We start from the raw sequence: 20,820 nt of genomic DNA on the forward strand, positions 1-20,820 counted from the left end.
CAGGACAGATCCGTCTCAATCGTTGTTTACGATATCGGCGCGGTGTTTCTCCGGCACGCCTTTCGTCTTCTCAACTCTGTCTCGATGCAGCGCGGCGCGTGCGAGGAGAAGGAAGGTGGCCGGCGTCGTAACCGTGACGAAGATCCCGATGAGGATCTCGTGCATCATTGGTCGACCTGATGTCACGGAGAAAAAGATCATCGACGCGACCATGACGCCGCCCACACCCCAGCTGGTGCCGAGGGTTGGCGCATGGATGCGCTCGTAAAACGTCGGCAGCCGGAGAAAGCCGATCGCGCCGATCAGCGCCAGCGACGCACCGACAAGCAGGAAGACCGCGACCGCGATGGCGGCCCAGAGCGGCAGATCAGTGGCTTCACTCATTCGATCACCTCACCCCGCATCAGAAATTTGGCGAGCGCCACGGTTGCCACGAAACCCAGCATGCCGATCACCAGCGCCGCTTCGAAATAGATGACCCGACCCGTGCCGATCCCGAACGTGACGAGCATCAGCATCGCGTTGATGTAGAGCGTGTCCAAGGCAATGATCCTGTCCTGCGCCCTCGGGCCGCCGAACATGCGCACAGAGGCGATAGCCATGGCCGCAGCCAGCATCAATTGTGCGACAGCCACAGCTGTGAAGACGATGATGGCACTCATACGAAGATCTCCATCAAGAGCTTTTCATAGCGGTTCTTGACCATATCGCGCCACTTCGCCTCGTCGTCGAGATCGAGGACATGCAACAGCACGGTATTGTCATTGGAATCGTATTCCAGCCAGGCTGAGCCGGGCGTGCTCGTCAGAACGATCGCGAGCACCGCCAGCGAGAAATGGTTGTGCGTCTGCAGCTGGATCGTCAGGAAGGCCGGATTATGCCGCCGCGAACCGCTCCTCAGGATGACTGCGGCAACCTGCGCGTTCGACTTTGCAACGTCGTAGAGCACCATCCCCAAAAGCTTCGGCAGAAGGTACCATTTGCCGAGTCTCGGCTTTTCCGGTCTCAGCGAAGCCATAGCCCAGCATGCAAAGACTGCGACCATCGTGCCGATAATCAGGTGGCCGAGCGTGAACCCGTTCAGCAGCAGCCACATGAGGACCAGGAAGACGGCAAGGATCGGGAAGGGAAACATCAATCGCCTCCCTGTCCGTTGCTGTCGGCGACGCCCTTCAGGACTGTCGCGTTTCTGACGGCGTTGATGTAATTTTCCGGGCTGGCGAGGGTCCGTATCGTCGTGTCCATGTACTGCATCGCGGGTCCAGCCTGAACCGTCAGCACAAGGGTAAGGCTCAGAAGGAACATGACTGGTACGATCTCGATGACCAGCACCCGCGGCACGGTGCCCTCGATCGAGCTCCAGAACGTCCTGATGCCAACACGCGTCATCGCGATAAGCGCTGCGACGCCTGACAGGATGACGAGAACGATGAGCGTCCAGACCGCAGCAGTCGGCGGCACGCCAATGGCGCCGGTACCCATCATCGCGGACAACATTGCGAATTTGGCGATAAAGCCAGACAGCGGCGGCAGACCGGACAGAAGGATTGCACAGGCTGCAAAGCATATGCCGAGTATCGCCATCGTCCCGGGCATCGTGACCCCGTCGCCCTCTTGCGGCTCATCGTCGTCGGCGTCGCCGTAAGCTTCCATCGTCACGGTGAGGACGCTAGCGCCCGCATCCTGACCACGCTCGACAAGTTCGATCAGCATGAAGAAGGCGCTGATCGTCAGGGTCGAGCTCACGAGATAGAGGAGTGCGCCGGACGAGACCGCACCATCGTTGATGCCGAGCACCATCAGAAGCGTGCCGGACGACACCAGAACCGAATATCCGGCCAACCGGCCCAAGGCCTGCGACGCGAGCACGCCGATCGTTCCAAACACCGCTGTCGCGATACCGCCGATGAGCAGGAATGTCGATCCGAACCCGGCCGATGGCCCGGTTTCAAACAGCAGCATGATCAGCCGCAAGATGACATAGATGCCGAGCTTGCTGAGGATCGCGAAAACGCCCGCGACGGGTGCCGAAGCGGCGCTATAGGCGGTCGGAAGCCAGAAGCAGAGCGGCCACATGCCGGCCTTGATGAGAAATGCGATCCCGAGGACGCCGGCGCCGGCTTCCATCAGCATGCGTCGGTCCGGCTCGATCTGCGGAATGCGCGCGGCAAGGTCGGCCATATTCAGCGTGCCGGCTGTTCCGTAAATCAGGCTGACACCGATCAGGAAGAGAAGTGCGGCCGCAAGATTGACGGCGATGTAATGGAGGCCGGCCTTCACCCGCAGCGGACCCGAGCCGTGGAGAAGCAGACCATAGGATGCAGCCAGCATCACCTCGAAGAAAACAAAGAGGTTGAAGAGATCGCCGGTGAGGAATGCACCATCCACCCCCATCAGCAGCAGCTGGAACATGGTGTGGAAATGGGCGCCGACCGTATGCCAGCGGGCCATCGAATAGACGAGTGACGCAAGCGCCACCAGCGCCGTCAGAAGCAGCATCATCGCCGACAGTCCGTCGAGCACCAGCACGATCCCGAACGGGGCTGCCCAGTTGCCGAGCAGGTAGACGCCTTCGAAATCACTCGGACCGCTCTCGATGCGAAACAGCACGAACGAAACGCAGACGAGGATCACTACCGAAGTAAGGCTGACCATCGCCTTGGCAACGCGCTGTCGTTCGTCGATGAACAACAGCACTGCCGCCGCAAGCAGCGGGACCAGGATCGGTGCTATGATGAGGTGATGCGCCCAGCCGTTCATGACGGGTCGCTCCTGCCGTCGACATGGTCGGATCCGGTCAGGCCGCGGGAGGCGAGCAGCACGACCAGAAACAGTGCCGTCGTGGCAAAGCCGATGACGATTGCCGTCAGCACCAGTGCTTGGGGCACCGGATCCGCGAGGCTTGCGGTAGCCGTGCCGTCCACGAGAACCGGCGGCACATTGGTCTTCACCCCGCCGACGCTGAAGATGAACAGGTTGACGGCATAGGCCAGAAGGGAAAGCCCGACGATGACCTGATAGGTCCGTGGGCGCAGGATGAGCCACACGCCGCAAAAGGTCATGACGCCGATGGCGATGGAGAGAATGATTTCCATCAGGTTTCCTTCGTCTTTGCTGCATCGATTGCCCGCAGGCGATTGATGCGGATCGACTGGTGCGCCAACGCCACCATGATCAGAACCGTCGAGCCAACGACGAGCGAGAAGACGCCGAGATCAAACAGCAATGCCGTTGCCGCCGGCATTTTCCCGACAAGCGGAAGCTCGACATACTGGAAGTGCGAGGTGAGGAACGGGTAGCCGAAAGCCCAGGCTCCGATACCCGTCAAGGCGGCAGTCAGAAGGCCAGCACCCATCCAGCGCAGCGGCAGAATTCGGATCCGATCTTCTGCCCAGCGTGTTCCGCCGGCCAGATACTGCAGCAGGAAGGCGAGCGACAGCGTCAGGCCTGCCGAGAACCCGCCGCCCGGCATGTCGTGACCACGCAGGAACAGATAGACAGCGAACATGATGATGACAGGGAAGAGCCACTGCATGATGACCGACGGGATCAGCATGTAGTCCCGAGCCGTATCGCCCGCAGACCGATCCGGCCGTTCTTCGTCGAAGCGGTTCTGTGCCCGCTGCTGCTCCGGCATTGCCATCGTGTCGTCGGCCGGCCTGAAACGGCGCAGCAGCGCATAGACGGTGAGCGCCACGACGCCGAGAACTGCGATTTCGCCAAACGTATCGAAGCCGCGGAAGTCCACGAGGATCACGTTGACGACGTTGCGGCCTCCGCCCTGCGAATAAGCGTTTTCCAGGAAGTAAGTAGCGATAGCGTCCGGCACCGGCATCGTCATCACCGCATAGGATATGAAGGTCATGCCGACACCGCAGAAAACGGCGAGCGCAAGATCCCGGAAGCGTCTCAGCCGGGCGCGGACGGTAATCGGTGCATCATTGATTTCGTTCCGCTTCGGCAACCAGCGTAGGCCGAGAAGGATCAGTACCGTCGTGATGATCTCGACCAGAAGCTGCGTGATCGCGAGATCAGGCGCCGACAGCCAAACGAACGTGACGCAGACGATCAGCCCGACGCCGCCAAGCATGACTAGCGCCGCGAGACGATGATATTTCGCGAGGAACGCGGTGCCGAGCGCCAGACAAATCCCGATCAGCCAGATGGCCGCAAAGGCCTTGTCGACCCCGGAGAAGACGAAGGGCCGTGGTTCGAACCCGGAGAGCCAGAGCGGCAAGAGACCTGCGACAAAGCCGGTGAACACGACCCAGCGCAACTGCGGCTGCAGCTTGCGGGTACCGATCCGCCGCTCCGCGAGCCTTGCCCAGCGCCATGAGACTTCGACGAGGATACGCTCGAAGATGCGCTGTCCGCGGAAGCGTCTGAACACGGGCGCACCGTCTTTGCACTGCGCAAGATAATTTCGAAGGAGGATGTAGATCAGCGCGCCGGCGACAAGAGCAACGATGCTCATAACGAGCGGAAGGTTGAAGCCGTGCCAGATCGAAAGGCTGTATTCAGGCGTATCCGGCCCGAGTACGCCCATCGCGGCCGCCTGAAGGATCGGTCCAACGGCGATCGCCGGAATGACGCCGACGACCAGACACGCGACGACCAGAAGTTCGATCGGGAACAGCATCCAGTGCGGCGGCTCGTGCGGCTTTTCCTTGGGAAGACCAACTGGCTTCGGCCCGAAAAAGACCGTGTGGATGAACCGAAGCGAATAGGCGACGCTGAACGCACCGGCGAGAGTGGCGACGTAAGGAAGGATGCGGTCCAGGAACGAGTCCGCGTGGGTCTCGACCGCTTCTGCGAAGAACATCTCCTTCGACAGGAAGCCGTTCAGCAGCGGGACGCCCGCCATCGCCGCACTGGCGACCATGGCAAGTGTGCCGGTAATCGGCATGAACCGGAACAGTCCGCTCAATTTTCGCATATCACGCGTACCGGTCTCGTGGTCGATGATACCGGCTGCCATGAACAGCGACGCCTTGAAGGTCGCGTGGTTCAGCATGTGAAAGATCGCAGCGACCGTTGCCAGCGGGCTCCCGAGGCTGAGCAGCGTGGTGATCAGGCCGAGATGGCTGATCGTGGAATAGGCGAGCAGACCCTTCAGATCCTGCTGGAACATCGCGAAGTATGCGCCCAGCAGAAGCGTGATCATGCCGGCTGCACCGACGAGAATGAACCATTCGTAACTGCCGGACAGCGCCGGAGACATGCGCGCCAGGAGAAAGACCCCGGCCTTTACCATGGTCGCAGAATGGAGATAGGCCGATACCGGCGTCGGCGCCGCCATCGCGTTCGGCAGCCAGAAATGGAACGGAAACTGCGCGCTCTTTGTCAGAGCGCCGAGCAGGACGAAGACGAGTGCCGGGACATAGAGGGAATGCGCACGAATGACGTCGCCTGCCTCCAGGATCTTGTCGAGGTCGTAGCTTCCGACGATATTGCCGAGAAGCAGGAGGCCGACGAGAAGGCAGAACCCACCGATGCCGGTCACCGTCAGGGCCATACGCGCACCATCGCGGGCAGCGGAACTGTTGTGCCAGTAACTGATCAACAGGAACGAGAAGATGCTCGTCAGTTCCCAGAAGATCGAGAGGAGGATGACGTTGCCGGAAAGCACGATCCCCATCATGGCCCCCATGAAGGCCAGAAGGAACGAGAAAAAGCGCGGAACCGAGTCCTCTTCGGACATGTAGTATCGCGCATAGATGACGACCAGCAGTCCGATGCCGGCGATCAGAAGCGCGAACATCCACGCAAAGCCATCAAGCCGTAACTTGAACTCAAGCCCAAGCTGGGGGATCCACTCGAACGTCAAGCGGACAACCTGGCCCTCGGTGATCGAAGGGTAAGAGGCGATGACGATCAGAAGGCACGCAAGCGAAACCCCACCGGCGGTCCAAGATGGCAGCACACGCGACGATGTCTTCAGAAAAAATGCCGAAGCAAGGCTGCCGACAAACGGCAGAACCAGAAGAACAAGCAGGAAATATGGCCCCAGCGTTATCCCAATGTGTCTGTTCCTCGTGTGTTTCGATGGCCTGAGAGCGCACAATACGCGCCACTAGCAATCTCTCGAAAATTGACCTATATGATTTGTATTGACCAATATGGGCAGAATAGAGCGATGGGTCAAGCCGCGCAAACTTGTATATTGTCTCCAGCGCTTTGCCGGGCGGCCCGAGGGTTCCTCGACTGGACCCAGTCGGACCTTGCCGATCGCTCAGGCGTGTCGCGCAGCACCATACGCGACTACGAGGGCCAGCGACACGATATTCACAGATCGACCGAGGCTCAGTTGCGCCAGGCGTTCGAAGGCGCGGGCCTTGCATTCGTCGTGACCGAGAATGGAATTGGGATCTGTCCCGGCGAACAGAAGCAAGAGTGCTGAGGCCGCCGATCGGCACCGCAAACCATTTCTGACCCCGGGAACCAATTCGCGCCAAGAGCTTTCTCCCTACATGTGAGGGAGGGATTATCACATGAAAATTGCTCTGCTTTCCGCATCGTTCGCCGTCGTGAGCCTAGCCGTCGCGGCTTCCTACGTCCTGCCGTCGGGCAGCACCCTGGAACGCGGCCAACCCTACAAATACGCGATGGCACGCTAATGCATCTCTCAGGCGTTTGAGAAACTCGCAACTCGCGCTGGCGTCTGACGCCGGGTCAGTTCACTTTCAACGTTTCGCACATCTGCCGGCGGCTGCTTTATGCCGCTCACGCAGCCCAGCTTCGGTCCAGCACGTCGATCCAGTTTTCGAATGAGATCTTCGCGATATCCTCGTCCGAGAAGCCATGGTTACGCAGGGCTTCGATCAGGCGCGGAAGGCCGCTTGCATCTTTCAAGTCCGAAGGCACGGTCGTACCGTCGAAATCCGAGCCTAGCGCGACGTGATTGATTCCGATCCGCTCGGCGATATAGTCAATGTGCCGCACAAGCACATCGAGGCTCGTGCTTTCGTCTCTGCGCCCGTCGTCGCGCAAGAACAGGACACCGAAATTGATGCCGACGAGCCCGCCTGTATCGCGGATCGAGTCGAGCTGGCGGTCCGTGAGGTTTCGGCTGTGCGCAGAGAGCGCGTGCGCATTGGAATGGGATGCGACAAGCGGCGCCTTCGAGATTTTTGCGACGTCCCAGAAACCGGCCTCGTTCAAATGCGACAGATCGACCATAATCCTGAGGTCGTTGCACGCACGAATCAGGTCTCGTCCGGCGTCACTCAGGCCCGGGCCGATATCCGGCGTTGACGGGAACTTGAACGGAACGCCATAGGCAAAGATGTTCGGACGGCTCCAGACGGGACCAAGAGTTCGCAAGCCCGCTTGGTGAAGCACGTAAAGCGCATCGAGATCCCCGGCAATTGCTTCGGCGCCCTCGATATGCATCACAGCGGCAAAGCTGCCCGTTGCAATCGAGCGGCGGAGATCGTCCGCAGTCCGACAGACCGTGACCCCGCCGTTGGAACGGCGCTCGATATCCAACAGGATCCGAGCCATGGCGATGGTCTGGTTCAGCGCCTCGGGTTGAGCCGGGGTCGGAAAATCGCCGTTCTGGTCCTTTGCCATGGACGGCGACGGCACATAGATGGCGCAGAGACCCCCGGCCAATCCACCCTCGCGGGCTCGCGGCAGATCGATATGACCATCCTTCCGCCCGTCCAGAAAGTCACCGACAGGATCCTTCGCGTCGCTGAGGCGCAGACGCAAGAGCACGTCGTTATGACCGTCGAAAACCGGAACGGGAGAGTTCGTCATCTGTGGAAAAGCCCTGGGGAATCATGATGCGGAAGACTTCTAGATAGGATCTCCGGCTCCGAAATACACCCGCGAGACACAGCGGAAAGAATTCGTTGCAGCCCTTTTATCATGCCCGCCTCAAGAGAAGCCGGAACATCGACGAGTCGAACCCGGTCAGGGCTTTGTCCGCAATGCGCAAGACGATCGACTGAAGTGCGAAAGCGGCAGCGGTCGTCGCAACAGCGCCCATCACCCCGAAATGCGGGACGAACAGGAAGAAGCCGGCAATCCGCACCACGACGCACACGGCCATGATCTGTAGATAGCGGCCTTCGTGGCCTGCCAGAAGCAGCATGATCACAGAGGGCCTCGTCGTTCCGAGCGCCGCAGTGCCGAGGCAGAGGACCAGCAGTTCCGGGAAATACGCAGCATAGGGCTCGTTTATCAGCAGAAGGGCGAAATAGCCGCCTACCAGAATGCCGATCAGGCCGATCGCGCTGAAGGCAAGGGTTATCCAGGCAAGGCTATCGAGCATCTTGTTGAGGGCCCGCTGTTCTCCGCGATAGTAGAGCCCCGGGAGATGGCGCGTTCCGAACAGATTGACCGAGTCCGCAGCGGCGGCGAACAAATTGGCGAGGCGAACCGTCACGAAATAGGCCCCTGCGATTACCGGGTCCATCAGATAGCCGATGATGATCACGTCTATGTACTGATTAGTAGCTTCGAGAGACGTCGCGAGCCAGAAGCGGACCGATCGCGGAAGCCATAGCCGGTAGTCCGCAACCGCACGGATACGGTTAAAGTCCGGAAAACGATGCAGGATTCGTCCGCGGATGAGATAGAGCTGCAGGAGGAGAGCAAGACCTGCTCCAACTGCCAAGGCCAGGAAAAGATGGGCCGTATCCGGTCGTGTCCCGCTGAAGAAACAGGCGAGCAGATAGAGGACGGGCACGCTTCCGACAATGGCGTTGCCCGCGCCGTCTCCCGAGGCAACGCCGATCTCGGTTCGCACAAGATGCATGCAGATCTGCAGCACGGAGACGATCATCATATAGATGACGCAGGTTATCGCTGTCTGGCCATCGACCAATGCGGAAGCCCAGAAATACAGACCGATCGCGACGATAACGGTGCCGCTGAGCGACAGAAGCAGCGTGAAGTAGAGCGCGCCTTTCAGCTTGGCCGCATTGCCTGCCGCCGTCATCTCGTTCCACATCCGCAGCACGAACGGCTCCTGTCCGGCGGCTGCCACGATGCAGAGCAGCCCCGCTGCGGAGTAGAGGATCGAGTAATGTCCGAACGCTTCGGGATCGAGAAGCCGAGCAGCAAGCGTGATCAGCGTGAAGTTGAGCAACACCATGCCGATCTTGACGCCGACGACGACAGCCATCCCGCCGATATCCGGCCGGCGGATAAGCTCGCCGATCCGAACGGCAAAGGTGCGGTGGGCAGCGGGCGCCACGTGGTCGGATGCATCACCGGACATTGGCGACCCCTTTTCTCAGGAAGTTCTTGAGCGGCTTCGCATGGTGATAAATGGCGGCGACCGCAGCACCCTTGAGTGACAGGGCTACGGTTATATTGCGCATCGTCGTTTCCGTCGGGCGAAAATGCGTTTTGTACCCGGGATCGCCGAGGCAGAGATCCATTACTCTGTGGCCGTCCTGGTGGCGCAGCTGTGCGACGCGGTAAAGGATCTGCATTCCGGCCGAGATTTTCTGATGCTTCTTGATGTCGGATGCAAGCAGCGTTGCGTGAAACTCGCCGTCGCCTGCCAGCCCGAACAGGGCAGCGACAGGTTCTCCAGCGAGATAGCTGACGTAGAGCACAGCTTCTCCTGAAGCCGCCGCTGCGACGGCATAATCACGATAGAGATCGAAATATTCATGGCGATCCAGCAGGTTCTCCGAATAACGGTCCTGTCGCGCCTCCCGAAGGAAGTCGAAGACCGCGCGGATTTCCTGCTCGTCCGTAATGGCTTTGTGCAGGTAGGGGCCGTAGGCTGCTTCCGTCTGTCGGTGCAACCTGCCAAGGTTCTTGGTGAAGTTGCGGTTCATCACCTTTAGGCGCCAATGGTCGAAATCGTCGCCGATATCGAACGCGTAGGCAGAGTTCTCTCCCCGGCTTTCGCGAGCCCCCTTGAACAGACGCTGGATGTCGAAGCCATCGGCACGAACCTTGCGGAACATCAGCAGGTCGGCACCGCGAAGCGTTTCGCGCAACGCCTTTAGAACGGCCGGTGATGCGGCGATCTGCTCGAAACGCTCCGCGTCGCAGACGATCGTGTTGTAGTCGCTGATACCGAAATCCGCAGGCTGGATTATCATCACCCCGGATGAGCGCTGCATCACGAGGGGAAGCACGGCAAGGAGACTGTCGTCGGCTTCGTTGCGGAACGTCACCGTCCGCTGCTTCGCGCCCAGGGAAGGACCGAGGCGCCGGTGAAGCATGTCGAGCCACATCGGCGCCTGAAAGGCAGTGCCCTTCCCTTCCGAATAGAGGCGGCGATATTCCGGCCCTGAAAAATCGAACGTCTCTTCTACGGTGACTTTCATGGATTCAGGGCTTTTCTCGATCGTATTCTGTCGGGGAGTTGGTCTTCGGTAGTTTGTCCTGCTCTCAGCTCAATGCGACCCGACCGCCTTCGGCCGATGCATCAAGCTTGAAATCGCGCTTGACGACGACATCACCCTTTTTCTGCTTCCCAGCCTTCTTCCAGGCAAAAGCAGCCACCGCCTTCGGATAGACATGCAGGCCCGAATTTTCGGTCGACAGGCCCTTCACGCCGAGCGTGCGGCGAAACACGCCGTTGCCATAATGGACCGCGTAGGAATTCCAGATCTGCTTCGTCCAATGCTCCATCGTCACGGAGATGTTCATGCAATCATGGTTCTGTACGCGATGCGGTGCATAAAGCGGCCATGTCACCATTTCTCCCGGATGCAGATCGACAGCCGTTGCGTATTCGTCGAACCACGTCTCGTAGGGCATTTTTTCATCGGTCTCGCGCAGCAGGATCTTCTCCACCTGCATCGGGCGCAGAAACACCTCCGAGCGCGGGTAAAGATAGACCCGCTTGCTGCCCTCGATCTGCCAAAGCGACTGGCCCTGGATATCGGCGTGGTAGAAGACGTTGGCGTTGGGAGACGAGACGAGCACTCCGAGATTGCGTTTGAAGGTCTCGAACCCGGGCATGCGGCCGGCGAATTCGGAAAAGATCGTGTCGAGCAAACGGCCATATTCCGGCGCCCAGTCCATCACGCGACGAATGTTCATCCACATGCGGCCCTTTTCGACTGCAGCGAGTGCCTCAGCGCCCGAAATGCCGTTGCGGACGCCATAGAGTCGCGATGGGTTGGTGATGTCGTCGGACATGGATTCCAGCCCGAACTCGCTATCCGGGCAGCGTTCGATCAACTTGCCGACAGCCTCCCTCGAGAACAGACCTGTCTCGAGGAGACGATGATTGAGCTTGACGATCTCATTGCCGAACAAACGCGCGTGGCGGTCTTCCCAGTTGGCAATGATGTCATTGTTCATGAGCATAGAATTCATTGAAATCCACTCCCTAACATCCGTTCGCCACCAAGGGTCGAAAACCGGTCTTGATACTTTCAGGATATCTTCGCTGGAACAGATAAAGCGAAGGTCTGACCTGGTTCTCAGATACAGCACTCCGGCCAGCGATGAGTAAACGCGGGCTTTGTTCTTTTCAAATCGGTTAACATGGAGTGAGGCCGACCATTAAAATCCGCCCTATTCTCTCGGGCAGAACTGCGACCCATCAGGCGTCCGGGTTCCACCGATACGAGCGCGGCGCAGGCGATGGCTCGTCCGGGAGCATCGACAACAACGATCCGGTGCGCGGTGCAGGCTTGCGCTCGATCTCTTTCGGATAGTCTTCGTCCAGCGTCTCGGTGCGGGCGTGTTCCGGCGCCCGTTGCGGATGATTGACATCCATCGCGATGCCGAAAGCGAGCACGCCGAGTGCACCCAGGGTCAGTCCGACTGCGGCGCCGAAAACGGCCGCCTGTGCTATGCTCGGCGGCCAGCTGCGCTCTCTCGGAGCGATGGGCGCAGAGATCACACGAAGATTGGTCGTATCCAGCTGCTGCCGCTCGGCCGCCATGCGGGCGCGCCCGAGGAACGCCTCGTAGACTGCGGCTCTCGCTGATGCCTCACGAGACAATTCCCTCAGACGCACCTGCGCATCGTTATCCGAGAACACACTGGTAGAAACGGTCTTCGATTCACCTTCCAGCTTTCCGACCACGGCCTTGGCCTGATCGTATTCGTTGCGGGCGGCTAGCGTCAGCCGGGACATTTCCCGGGCGATTTCCTGGTCGAGCGACTGCAGCCGCGACTGAACAGCGGCCCTTCTCGGATGCCTTGTACCGAACGTTAGCAACTGCTCGTCGGCTTCCTGCTTGAGGGTCGAATACTGGGCCCGCAGTGCGGCAAGCGTTGCGGACTGCATCGCCAAGGAATCGTTGCCACCGGCAAGCATTTGCTTGTAGCGCGAGTCAGCGGCGATCAGGCGTTCGCGAGCCTCGCGCAACTGGGTGTCGACCTGGACCATGGAACGGCTGCTGGAAAGCTCGCCTTGCGAAGAGCGAAGGCCGCTTTCGCGCCGAAATGTTTCGACGGCCTCTTCGGCCTCGATGACACCCTTCTTCAGCTCGGTGAGCCGTGCAAGAAGCGAATCTGTCGTTCTCTTGGCGCCGTCAACATCGCCGGCATTGAGTTCGGCCTTGAATTCCTCGATCAGCGCTTGCGAGATCCGGATGGATTTTTCGGCATCCCATGTCCAGACCGACATGAACAGCACGAAGGATTTCTCATCCCGCTGGGCTGCAAGTCTCTTGTTGAGAGATTCCAGCGCGATGATTCTCGGGTCGACCGGCGTCGCGGGTCCACCGAAGCTGAACAGGCTAAAACCGCCGGCTGGAACGAATTCGATATCGTTGGTGAGATCGAGCTTTTCGATCACCCGGAGAAGCACGTTGCGCGACAGCAGGGTTTGAAGCTTGCTGTCGGCATTGAGGAGCAGCGTTTCGCGCATGTCGTTGCGCGAACCCGTCTCTTCGCCCACGATCTGCAGACCGGCGGGATCGATGACGAGTTCACTCGTCACCGTATAACGCGGCTTGGAAATGACCGTGTAGGAAACTGCAAGCACCAATCCGATGAGGGCAGCTGCGACGATCCAGCGGAATTTTTGGCGCAGCCAATAGGCCAGCCGCCCCAGATCGATCTGAAGGTAGTTTGTCAGCCCTTCAGGTGCGGAGCTGTTCGACCGAGCTGGATATGGAGGCTGCATTCGGTTCACGTCTCACGGCTAATGGCAGAGCACCGGCTCTCTCATTCCACCGCATTTATCACAGCCTGTGCTTAAGATTGTTTTAAGCCAAGCCTGACCGATCGAACGGATAACCTTGCCGACGACCCGCCGCTTAATGCCGGTTTAAGGGTTTCAGGAGTAGGGACTTTGAGGCATTTGGATTAACGGATACGAGGCGGATTTTGAAATGGCGCATCGCTATATCGCACCGGCCATGTTCCTGCTTCTGCTTCTTTCCATGTGGGTGCCGGCCGAAGAGCTGAAGCTGCCCGCTTGGACGGAGCAGGCCCGTTATCTCGTCTTCCTGATGCTCTCCGGCTGGATCGTCGTGGTGGCGTTTATCAAGGTGGGGCTCAGGATCCCCTCCGGCATAGAATGCACCCTGCTTGCAGCGTTCCTTCTCTATGTCAGTTTTTCCGCGGTGTGGGGCGTGCAGAGTGCCGACAGCTACATCAAGGCAATCCTGATCTTCAACGCGCTGGTGACGTCGCTTGCGATCGCCAACACGCTTACGCTCGAACAGTCGCTGCGGGTCATGTTCGCGGCGCTCTCCACCTTCGTCGTGGTCTGCGTTCTGGTCGCGCTGCTGGTCCCCTCGATCGGTGTCGACAGCAGCTGGGAGCATGCGGGAAAGTGGCGCGGCATTGCCGGGCAAAAGAACGGGCTCGCAGCATATGCGGCCTACGCGCTGATCGCGGGCGTTGGTCTTCCACTGCGCCAACGCGTCACGCCGCTCGCGCAATGGGGCGCGCTCGTCGGTCGTATCGCAATGGTCGGGATCGCCTTGCTCGCGGTCTATATGGCAGGGTCCCGCGGCGGCCAGCTTATTTCAGTTCTGGGCGTCGCATCGATTGTGATTTCCAGACTGCCAAAGCTCCTCCAAAGACTAGCACTGCTCACCGGTCTCCTGTTCGCGATACCGATCATCAATCTCGTCTCGACGACGTTCGTGGTCGATGCCGACAAGATCGGCGTTGCAGGCATCACTGTCGATACCAACAGCCGCATGAAGATCTGGAGCTACGGCTTTCGTGAATTGCAGGGACGCGAGATCTTCGGCTTCGGCCTTGACAGCTTCTGGACTCCGGAACGCCTGACGAGCTTCAAAAGCGTCTATGGCTGGGTGCTCGACAACTTCCACAACGGCTATATCACGCTCATCATCGAAGGCGGCATTGCCGGCTTCCTGCTGTTTCTCGCAGCACTGTCAGCGACCTATCTTCTGCTCGTCGTATCGGTCGGAAATGTCAGAGACAAGTTCATCGGCCTGTCGTTTGCCTACGTCAACATGTACACCGTCAACAACCTCGTCGAGAACGAAATCGGTCGGTCGACGTCTCTCCTGATCTTCATCTTTCTCATCCTTGTCTTCTCGATCAGGCGACAAGTGTACCAGCACTATCCAGGACTTCAAAAAGCAGACGCAGCCTATCTGCATGGCGGCGTCCGAGTTCATCGCGGTCGTTTGCCGGCATCAACGTGAGAAGTGAAATAGTACGTTTACGATACCCGCACAAATCATCGTTACTGTTGGAAACGATGCTGTTAGCCTATTGTTTAGACGAACAATCTACTATTGCCCCACCAATTAGGAGTTGAAATTGTCCAACCGAGCCAGGCAGCCGAGGCGTGTGCTTTTTCTGCAAACTCAGGCGGAATTGGCGGGCGCGCAGGAGATCTCGCGGCTTCTCGGCCAGGAGCTTTCGCGTGGGCAACTGACGGGTGTGCCGGAATACGAAACGCACCATCTTTTCCTGTACCGGAAGACCGATGGCTGCGATCACTTCCCCAATGTCCATTTTGCAGCACCCCGCAGGCCTCAAAGCCTCGGCGAATGTCTCACCTTCGCGCGGAATTTTTTCTCCATCGTGCGCAAGATCAAGCCGGATACGATGTTGACCTTTCAGCACTACGGCAATGTGCTCGGTGCACTTGTCGGGCGGGCAATGGGCATTCCCTATATCGTCGCAAATCAGGTGTCCTCGCCCGCAACCGTGAACCGCTTTGTTGGCCTGGCCGATCGCATCCTCGGCACGCTTGGTTTCTATGACGTGATAACCGTCAACTCCCATGCGACCTGGAATTACTTCCAGTCCTATGCACGAAGCTACCGCAAACGGCTGGTCCATATTCCGCATGGCTTTGCGCAGAAAACCACGTCGTTATCGAAAGAGAAGGCAAGGGACTGTTTCGATCTGCCCAAGGATGTGACGATCATGGGAACGGTCGCCCGGTTGCATCCTCTGAAGCGCATTGATCTGGCAATCTCAACGCTGCCGCATGTGCCAAATCTGCACCTGGCCATTGCCGGCCAAGGCCCGCACAGAGAATGCCTCGAGGCTCTCGCCCATACGCTTGGCGTTGCAGACCGTGTCCATTTCGCAGGAGAGGTCAACCCGGAGCAGATCGGGACTTTCCTTGCGTGTCTCGACGTCTTCGCGTTTCCGACGGCCGCAGAGACATTCGGGCTTGCAGCCGTTGAGGCCGCGCAGGCAGGCGTGCCTGTCATTGCGAACGACCTGCCGGTGCTGCGCGAAGTCCTGCAGGTGGAAAGATCCGCCTGTGCCCTCTTCGTCGATGCCGAAAACACTGATAAATTCGTCAGCTGCATCGAGTTGCTGCTTGCAGACAAGGCGCTGTATGACCGGCTCTCCGCATCGGGACGCGAACTCGCCGAACGTTACTCTCTCAATCTGATGGTCAGCGAGTACACAAAGATCATCATCAAGAGCAACGCTGAAAAAGGGGCTCCCCGCCGCTCTTCTGCGTTCAAGACGTCGAGTTGAGGTCATGCGCCGCGCAAAACGTCCGCGCCTCACGACTTCCAAGAAAATCCCAGTAATACGCAGTATCGTTCGAAAGCTAAGTATCGTGTTTAGCCTCTCTTGAGCTTTCGCTGTCTTTATCGTCACTATACGAGTGAACCGGAAAACCTATGGCCGAGAGCGCGCAGCGACGTCCGACACGTCTTCTCTTTATCCAGACGCAAGCTGAAGCAGCGGGCGCTCAGGAGATCACGCGCCTTCTCGCCGAACAGCTGTCGAAACCAGCGATTTCCGGACAGCCCGAATTCGAGGCGCATCACCTGTTCCTCTATCGCAAGACCAGCGGCTGCGACCACTTCGAAAATGCGCATTTTGCGGCCGATCCGAGACCGCAGGGGATTTCGCAGAACCTTGCCATGCTTCGTCGTCTGTCGCAGCTCGTGCGCACGATAAAGCCCGACGTGATGCTGACCTTTCAGCATTTCGGCAATGTTGTCGCAGCTCCGGTCGGTCGCTTGCTCGGCGTACCACTGATCATTGCCAACCACGTCTCACCGCAGGCGACGATTTCCCGGCCGGTCGCCCTTGTCGATAAGGTGCTTGGCATTGCCGGCTGCTACGACGAGATCACTGTAAATTCGAAGGCCACCTGGCTGGACTACCAAGGACACCCGGCATCCTACAAGCGTCGACTGACCTATGTTCCGCACGGCTTTGCCGACAGAACCGTTTCGATGACGCAGCAGGAAGCGCGGGCAAAATTCGGCCTTCCAGCCGACGTCCCGATCATCGGAAGCGTCGCCCGTCTCAACGCCATCAAACGAATTGATCTCGCCATCAGATTGTTGCCGGTCATGCCAGATGTCCATCTGGCACTGGCAGGTCAGGGACCGGAAGCGCCACGACTGCGAGCTCTCGGCGCAGAACTCGGCGTTTCGGATCGGCTTCATTTCGCAGGCGAGATGCCGTCCAGCGAAATCGGCGCCTTCCTGAAAAGCCTCGACGTCTTCGTTTTCCCGACGTCTGGAGAGACGTTCGGCCTCGCGCCGGTGGAAGCCGCTCAGGCCGGCATTCCGGTTGTGAGTTCCGACCTGTCCGTCATGCGAGAAGTCTTGCAGGTCAGGGGAGAGCCCTGTGCCCTTTTCGTCGATACGACCGATACGGCGTCATTTGCAAAAGTAGTTCGCGCTGTACTTTCCGATCCCCTTCTGCGGCAAAGGCTATCGGAGTGCGGGCAGCGGCTGCGCGAACAACACTCGCTCGATGCAATGGTCGACGGCTACCGTCGCCTGATCCGCCGACAGCCGAAAACATCGGAAGACAGGTTGCAGGCGTCCGGACAGCTTCAGAAATAAATGACGATGGACAGCGTTTCAAACTCCGTCCCTCCGCTGACCATCGAGATTGTGGCGGAGCGCTCCTCCACATCGGCGTGGATACAGTGGCTCTGCCGTCGGCTTGAGCAGCGCGCCGCCGGTACCACGGTGCGCCTTCAATTGGTCCAAGGGGCTGATCAGGCAGCGCAGCCTGCCCTCGAAAGTCTTTTGCAGCTTGAGAAGATGGTGCTTCGACGCCATCAGCCGTGCCTCTGCGACCGTATTGAGCCGGATGCGCTGGCGGACTGGCGAACCCGGTCAGACAACACAGCTCCGGATATTGTCATCGACCTCACATCGAACCGAAGCGCATCCCCCCGATCGACACGGATCTATCGGCCGTTGTTCAACGGCCACGCCGGTGAATTCAGTCTCGCTTCGGCGCTGTTTTTCGAGGGAACACCGCATATCGAGATTGAGTGCACCCTGCCTTCCGGCGAGCGCTGGATTGTTGCCGATGGCTTTGCGTCCCTCGAAGCTGCGGCTGGTATCGGTGGCGCGATGGAAGCCGTTTGGTCACGGACAGCCATCCTTCTCATCAAGGCTTTGCCGGAAGAACCGCGCGCGCCGCGTATTGCAGACAACACGGCCCAGCCGCACGCACGCGCTATCAGCCGCAAAGCGGTGACTGTTCGTAGCGCCAAGATGCTGGCATCTGCCGCGGCCCGCGCTGCCTATCGGCTATGCTGCCACGCTCCCCACTGGCGGATCGGCTGGCGTCGGGTCACCTCTGACAATGACGTTTGGCAACGACGCGACCTCGGCGGGACACCCTGGCAGGTTCTCGCGGACCCAATCGACCATTTTTACGCAGACCCCTTTTCGTTTCGTTGGCAGGGCAAGGACTATCTCTTCTTCGAGGATCTTGATCAGAAGACCCAGAAGGGCATCATCAGCGTCGTCGAGTTTGACGAACAAGGACGGCCGGGCCCAGCCATCCCTGTTCTGGAAGAGTCCTGGCATCTGTCTTATCCGTTCCTCATCGAAGCGGATGGTGAGATCTGGATGGTTCCGGAGGCGTCTCTCAGCGGCGAGATTTCCATCTACAGGGCAACGCGCTTTCCGTTCGGCTGGGAAAAACACGCGACACTTGTTTCCGGCATCGAGGCCGCCGATGCGACGATCATCCAGCACGCGGGAAAGTTCTGGATGTTCGCTGTGACAAGGGATGGTATCGGCGGCTATTCCGATACGCTCTGCTTATGGTCGGCGGAAACGCTTCTCGGCCCCTGGCGACCGCACGCCGCGAACCCGCTTGTCATCAACGACCGATCCGCGAGACCCGCGGGCAACATGATATGGCGCGACGGCAAACTGCTGCGTCCCGTGCAGGATTGCCGCAACGGCTATGGGGCAGCTTTGAGCCTTGCCGAAGTGACGCGCCTGGATGACGAACGGTTCGATCAGGTGATCGTAAAGCACTTGAGCCCCGGCAAGCACTGGCCCGGCCGAAAGCTGCATACGCTGAATGGCAATGGTTACATGGAAGCGATCGACGGAAGCATTATCCGCCCGAAATGGTCGTTCGCGGCCGGCATCGTCGACAATTTCTACAAACCTGGCGCGTGACTCGGCTCGTAATGAGCGCATCAATGGCCTGCCTTTATCGGAAGGCAGCACCCGATCAATTCGAGTGGGTGAACAGCGCGCGAATGGCAGCCGGGTTCGACAGCAGATACCGCATCGTCAGGCGGCGCGGCTCATTATACATCCGGTAGGCCCATTCCAACCCGTACCGCTGCATCCACAACGGCGCGCGGGCGTTTTTCCCCGAGACGAAGTCGAACAGACCGCCTGAGGTCTTGATCACACCGACGGATCGCAACCGGTCGATGTTCCGGCTGACAAAGGCCTGCTCAAGTGGGAAGCCCAACCCGATCCATAGAATATCGGGCTTGCTTGCCTGGATGTCGGCGATCACCGCATCCTCTTCGCCACGCTTGAAGTAGCCGTTTCTGCGCCCAGCGAATTCGAGGTTTGGATACCTGGTCCGCATTGCGGCGACTGCCTTGGCGTTGACCTCTTCGGTTCCGCCGAGAAAATAGAAACTGACACCTGCCCGCTCTGCCTTGACTGCCACGGAATGCACGAGATCGGTCGTCGCGATCCGTTCAGTCACAGGATGCGACGAAAACATTCTGGAATACATGATCATGGGCATGCCATCGGCGTGGATCTGGTCGGCTTCCAGCATCAACTCCTGGAAGTCGGCCTTCTTCGCGCACATCGCGATCACCTGTCCGTTTGCCGAGGTGGAATAGAACGGCTTGGCACTGCTGCCCCGGTGAAGGAGCGCTTCATCGATGAAACCCTGCGCCGCCTCATCCATGCTGCAGCGGACAACGGGAAGACCGCCAAGCACCGTCGTGGGCCACTGGCCCATCGTGCTTTCCTGTGCGTAAACGTCGCCAGGGTGTAGTGATGGCTTACCCATATCTGCCTCGTTTGGAAGGTCAGACCACGGCTTGCGGGGACCTTTCTACGATGAGATATAGCCCTCGCCGTCCATCACTCAATTGATATGTAGTGCGATAGTTAATTCTGAAACAATGTCAGAACTCGTTGAAAAACAACGCGAATGAGGTGGTTGATATTCACTCAGATGCTTACCAAAAAGGACCATGCACGAGAGTGTGTGTTCCAATTCGGGACAACCGGTCCGTTCACCTGCAAAGCGTCGATCCATGAGAATCAGAGTGCTTGAACGCTGACCGTACGGGGCCCCGAGACATATTCGCGCGGCATTCTCGGCAACCCGGTCGGTCGCAGACGATCTTGATGACGGGATCGGTTTAAAGTCTGCCGGTGAACATCGATTTTCTACCGCAGAAGAAACGTCTTAACGGTTGCCGTTTCTGTACGCGTTCCGGCGGCTTTTCCGCTGCTGCTTCCGGCGGTCACGCGCGGTATAGACGACGGCCGCGACGACAATCGCGATTTCCGCGACCGCTGCCAGGCACCACATTGTGCTTCCCATGAACTCCTGCCCTTACGTTCAGACCATGCGCTTTGACCTTGGGCGATCATCCGAGCATTGCTCGTCTGAACAAACCCCAATGTCACTCCCCACTAAAGCGCGTGATACTTTCGATCGAGATAGATAAGCGACTGACCAGCCTTTGGCTGCACCGTGGTGAGCACTTCGCAGATCAGGATGTCATGCGTGTGACCGTCGGCAACGGACACAACGCGGCAATCGAAACAGACGAGAGCGTCGTCGAGTGCCGGGCTGCCCGTTGTTAGCGGCGCCCAGGTTGCTCCGGCAAACCGTTCATCGACGGGCGTCTTGCCCCCGAAAAGCTGGCTGAGGTCTGCATGGTCGGCCGAGAGGACGTTGACGCAGAGGACGCCGTTTTCCTTAAGCGGCAAATAGGCGCTCGAGGTTCGGTTGAGGCAAACGAGAAGCGTCGGGGGACTGTCGGAAACGCTGCAGACTGCGGTGGCGGCAAATCCGGCACGGCCACCCGGTCCATCCGTGGTGACGATATGAACGGCGGCGCCGAGGCGCGACATCGCGTTTCGAAAGTTCATCCGTCCGTCAACGACTTCTGGATTAACGTCGAGCGCAGGGGCAGATGCATTCACGGACATGGCT

General features: G+C 59.1%; 19 protein-coding genes. 6 read left to right on the plus strand and 13 right to left on the minus strand.

Going from position 1 to position 20,820, the window contains the following annotated elements:
- Positions 1-15: 15 nt before the first annotated feature.
- The 6 genes from mnhG to ACQY1L_RS22045 are packed head-to-tail and all read right to left on the minus strand — an operon-like array spanning position 16 to position 6,016.
- The gene (gene mnhG / locus ACQY1L_RS22020; RefSeq protein ID WP_192088045.1) at positions 16-384 is read right to left on the minus strand and encodes a monovalent cation/H(+) antiporter subunit G; all 369 of its coding nucleotides are present in this window, start codon (positions 382-384) and stop codon (positions 16-18) included.
- Complete coding sequence (locus tag ACQY1L_RS22025; protein ID WP_062459005.1) at positions 381-662, minus strand: K+/H+ antiporter subunit F; 282 nt, start codon at positions 660-662, stop codon at positions 381-383. The genes mnhG and ACQY1L_RS22025 overlap by 4 nt, the downstream gene beginning before the upstream one ends.
- Positions 659-1,135, minus strand: coding sequence for a Na+/H+ antiporter subunit E (locus ACQY1L_RS22030; RefSeq protein ID WP_062459002.1), 477 nt, complete (start codon positions 1,133-1,135; stop codon positions 659-661). The genes ACQY1L_RS22025 and ACQY1L_RS22030 overlap by 4 nt, the downstream gene beginning before the upstream one ends.
- The gene (locus ACQY1L_RS22035; RefSeq protein ID WP_430244517.1) at positions 1,135-2,760 is read right to left on the minus strand and encodes a monovalent cation/H+ antiporter subunit D; all 1,626 of its coding nucleotides are present in this window, start codon (positions 2,758-2,760) and stop codon (positions 1,135-1,137) included. Before ACQY1L_RS22035 ends, ACQY1L_RS22030 begins: the two co-directional genes overlap by 1 nt.
- Positions 2,757-3,095 (minus strand): Na+/H+ antiporter subunit C, encoded by a 339-nt coding sequence (locus tag ACQY1L_RS22040; RefSeq protein WP_062458996.1) that lies wholly within the window; start codon positions 3,093-3,095, stop codon positions 2,757-2,759. Before ACQY1L_RS22040 ends, ACQY1L_RS22035 begins: the two co-directional genes overlap by 4 nt.
- Positions 3,095-6,016 carry a monovalent cation/H+ antiporter subunit A gene (locus ACQY1L_RS22045; protein WP_062576836.1) on the minus strand — a complete coding sequence of 974 codons (2,922 nt, stop codon included), beginning with the start codon at positions 6,014-6,016 and terminating at the stop codon, positions 3,095-3,097. Before ACQY1L_RS22045 ends, ACQY1L_RS22040 begins: the two co-directional genes overlap by 1 nt.
- Before the next feature lie 75 nt (positions 6,017-6,091).
- On the opposite strand from ACQY1L_RS22045, the gene ACQY1L_RS22050 reads away from it, so the two are divergent.
- Both ACQY1L_RS22050 and ACQY1L_RS22055 read left to right on the plus strand, forming a co-directional pair.
- Positions 6,092-6,400 carry a helix-turn-helix domain-containing protein gene (locus ACQY1L_RS22050; RefSeq protein ID WP_430244520.1) on the plus strand — a complete coding sequence of 103 codons (309 nt, stop codon included), beginning with the start codon at positions 6,092-6,094 and terminating at the stop codon, positions 6,398-6,400.
- 91 nt (positions 6,401-6,491) lie between these two features.
- The gene (locus ACQY1L_RS22055) at positions 6,492-6,617 is read left to right on the plus strand and encodes a hypothetical protein (RefSeq protein ID WP_256413830.1); all 126 of its coding nucleotides are present in this window, start codon (positions 6,492-6,494) and stop codon (positions 6,615-6,617) included.
- Positions 6,618-6,723: 106 nt separating this feature from the next.
- Here the strand turns inward: ACQY1L_RS22055 and ACQY1L_RS22060 are convergent, their stop codons facing one another.
- The 5 genes from ACQY1L_RS22060 to ACQY1L_RS22080 form a co-directional block, all read right to left on the minus strand.
- Positions 6,724-7,761, minus strand: a complete 1,038-nt coding sequence (locus tag ACQY1L_RS22060) for a dipeptidase (RefSeq protein ID WP_430244523.1) — start codon at positions 7,759-7,761, stop codon at positions 6,724-6,726.
- Between the two features lie 109 nt (positions 7,762-7,870).
- Positions 7,871-9,229, minus strand: a complete 1,359-nt coding sequence (locus ACQY1L_RS22065) for a lipopolysaccharide biosynthesis protein (RefSeq protein ID WP_430244526.1) — start codon at positions 9,227-9,229, stop codon at positions 7,871-7,873.
- A complete protein-coding gene (locus ACQY1L_RS22070; RefSeq protein WP_430244529.1) occupies positions 9,219-10,298 on the minus strand; it encodes a GNAT family N-acetyltransferase in 1,080 nt (359 codons plus the stop codon). Before ACQY1L_RS22070 ends, ACQY1L_RS22065 begins: the two co-directional genes overlap by 11 nt.
- Positions 10,299-10,362: 64 nt before the next feature.
- Positions 10,363-11,298: a hypothetical protein gene (locus ACQY1L_RS22075; RefSeq protein ID WP_430244531.1), complete on the minus strand. Its 936-nt coding sequence runs from the start codon at positions 11,296-11,298 to the stop codon at positions 10,363-10,365.
- Positions 11,299-11,527: 229 nt separating this feature from the next.
- Positions 11,528-13,063 carry a GumC family protein gene (locus ACQY1L_RS22080; protein ID WP_113165122.1) on the minus strand — a complete coding sequence of 512 codons (1,536 nt, stop codon included), beginning with the start codon at positions 13,061-13,063 and terminating at the stop codon, positions 11,528-11,530.
- 208 nt (positions 13,064-13,271) lie between these two features.
- Here ACQY1L_RS22080 and ACQY1L_RS22085 point away from each other — a divergent pair, with 208 nt between their 5' ends.
- The 4 genes from ACQY1L_RS22085 to ACQY1L_RS22100 all read left to right on the plus strand — a co-directional run bounded on the left by ACQY1L_RS22085 (position 13,272) and on the right by ACQY1L_RS22100 (position 18,794).
- Entirely contained in the window at positions 13,272-14,567 is a 1,296-nt protein-coding gene (locus ACQY1L_RS22085) for an O-antigen ligase family protein (RefSeq protein WP_209898286.1), read from the plus strand.
- A 148-nt stretch (positions 14,568-14,715) separates the two neighbouring features.
- Positions 14,716-15,870, plus strand: a complete 1,155-nt coding sequence (locus tag ACQY1L_RS22090; protein WP_430244534.1) for a glycosyltransferase family 4 protein — start codon at positions 14,716-14,718, stop codon at positions 15,868-15,870.
- A gap of 149 nt (positions 15,871-16,019) precedes the next feature.
- Complete coding sequence (locus ACQY1L_RS22095; protein ID WP_430244536.1) at positions 16,020-17,204, plus strand: glycosyltransferase family 4 protein; 1,185 nt, start codon at positions 16,020-16,022, stop codon at positions 17,202-17,204.
- A gap of 6 nt (positions 17,205-17,210) precedes the next feature.
- A complete protein-coding gene (locus ACQY1L_RS22100; RefSeq protein WP_430244538.1) occupies positions 17,211-18,794 on the plus strand; it encodes a glucosamine inositolphosphorylceramide transferase family protein in 1,584 nt (527 codons plus the stop codon).
- A 55-nt stretch (positions 18,795-18,849) separates the two neighbouring features.
- On the opposite strand, the gene ACQY1L_RS22105 is transcribed toward ACQY1L_RS22100, so the two are convergent.
- The gene (locus tag ACQY1L_RS22105) at positions 18,850-19,608 is read right to left on the minus strand and encodes a WecB/TagA/CpsF family glycosyltransferase (RefSeq protein ID WP_430244539.1); all 759 of its coding nucleotides are present in this window, start codon (positions 19,606-19,608) and stop codon (positions 18,850-18,852) included.
- A gap of 686 nt (positions 19,609-20,294) precedes the next feature.
- Complete coding sequence (locus ACQY1L_RS22110) at positions 20,295-20,816, minus strand: flavin reductase (RefSeq protein WP_430244541.1); 522 nt, start codon at positions 20,814-20,816, stop codon at positions 20,295-20,297.
- Between the last annotated feature and the right edge of the window lie 4 nt (positions 20,817-20,820).

It is taken from the genome of Neorhizobium sp. DAR64862/K0K3 (genome assembly GCF_050500185.1).
In the GTDB taxonomy this organism is placed as follows: domain Bacteria; phylum Pseudomonadota; class Alphaproteobacteria; order Rhizobiales; family Rhizobiaceae; genus Neorhizobium; species Neorhizobium soli.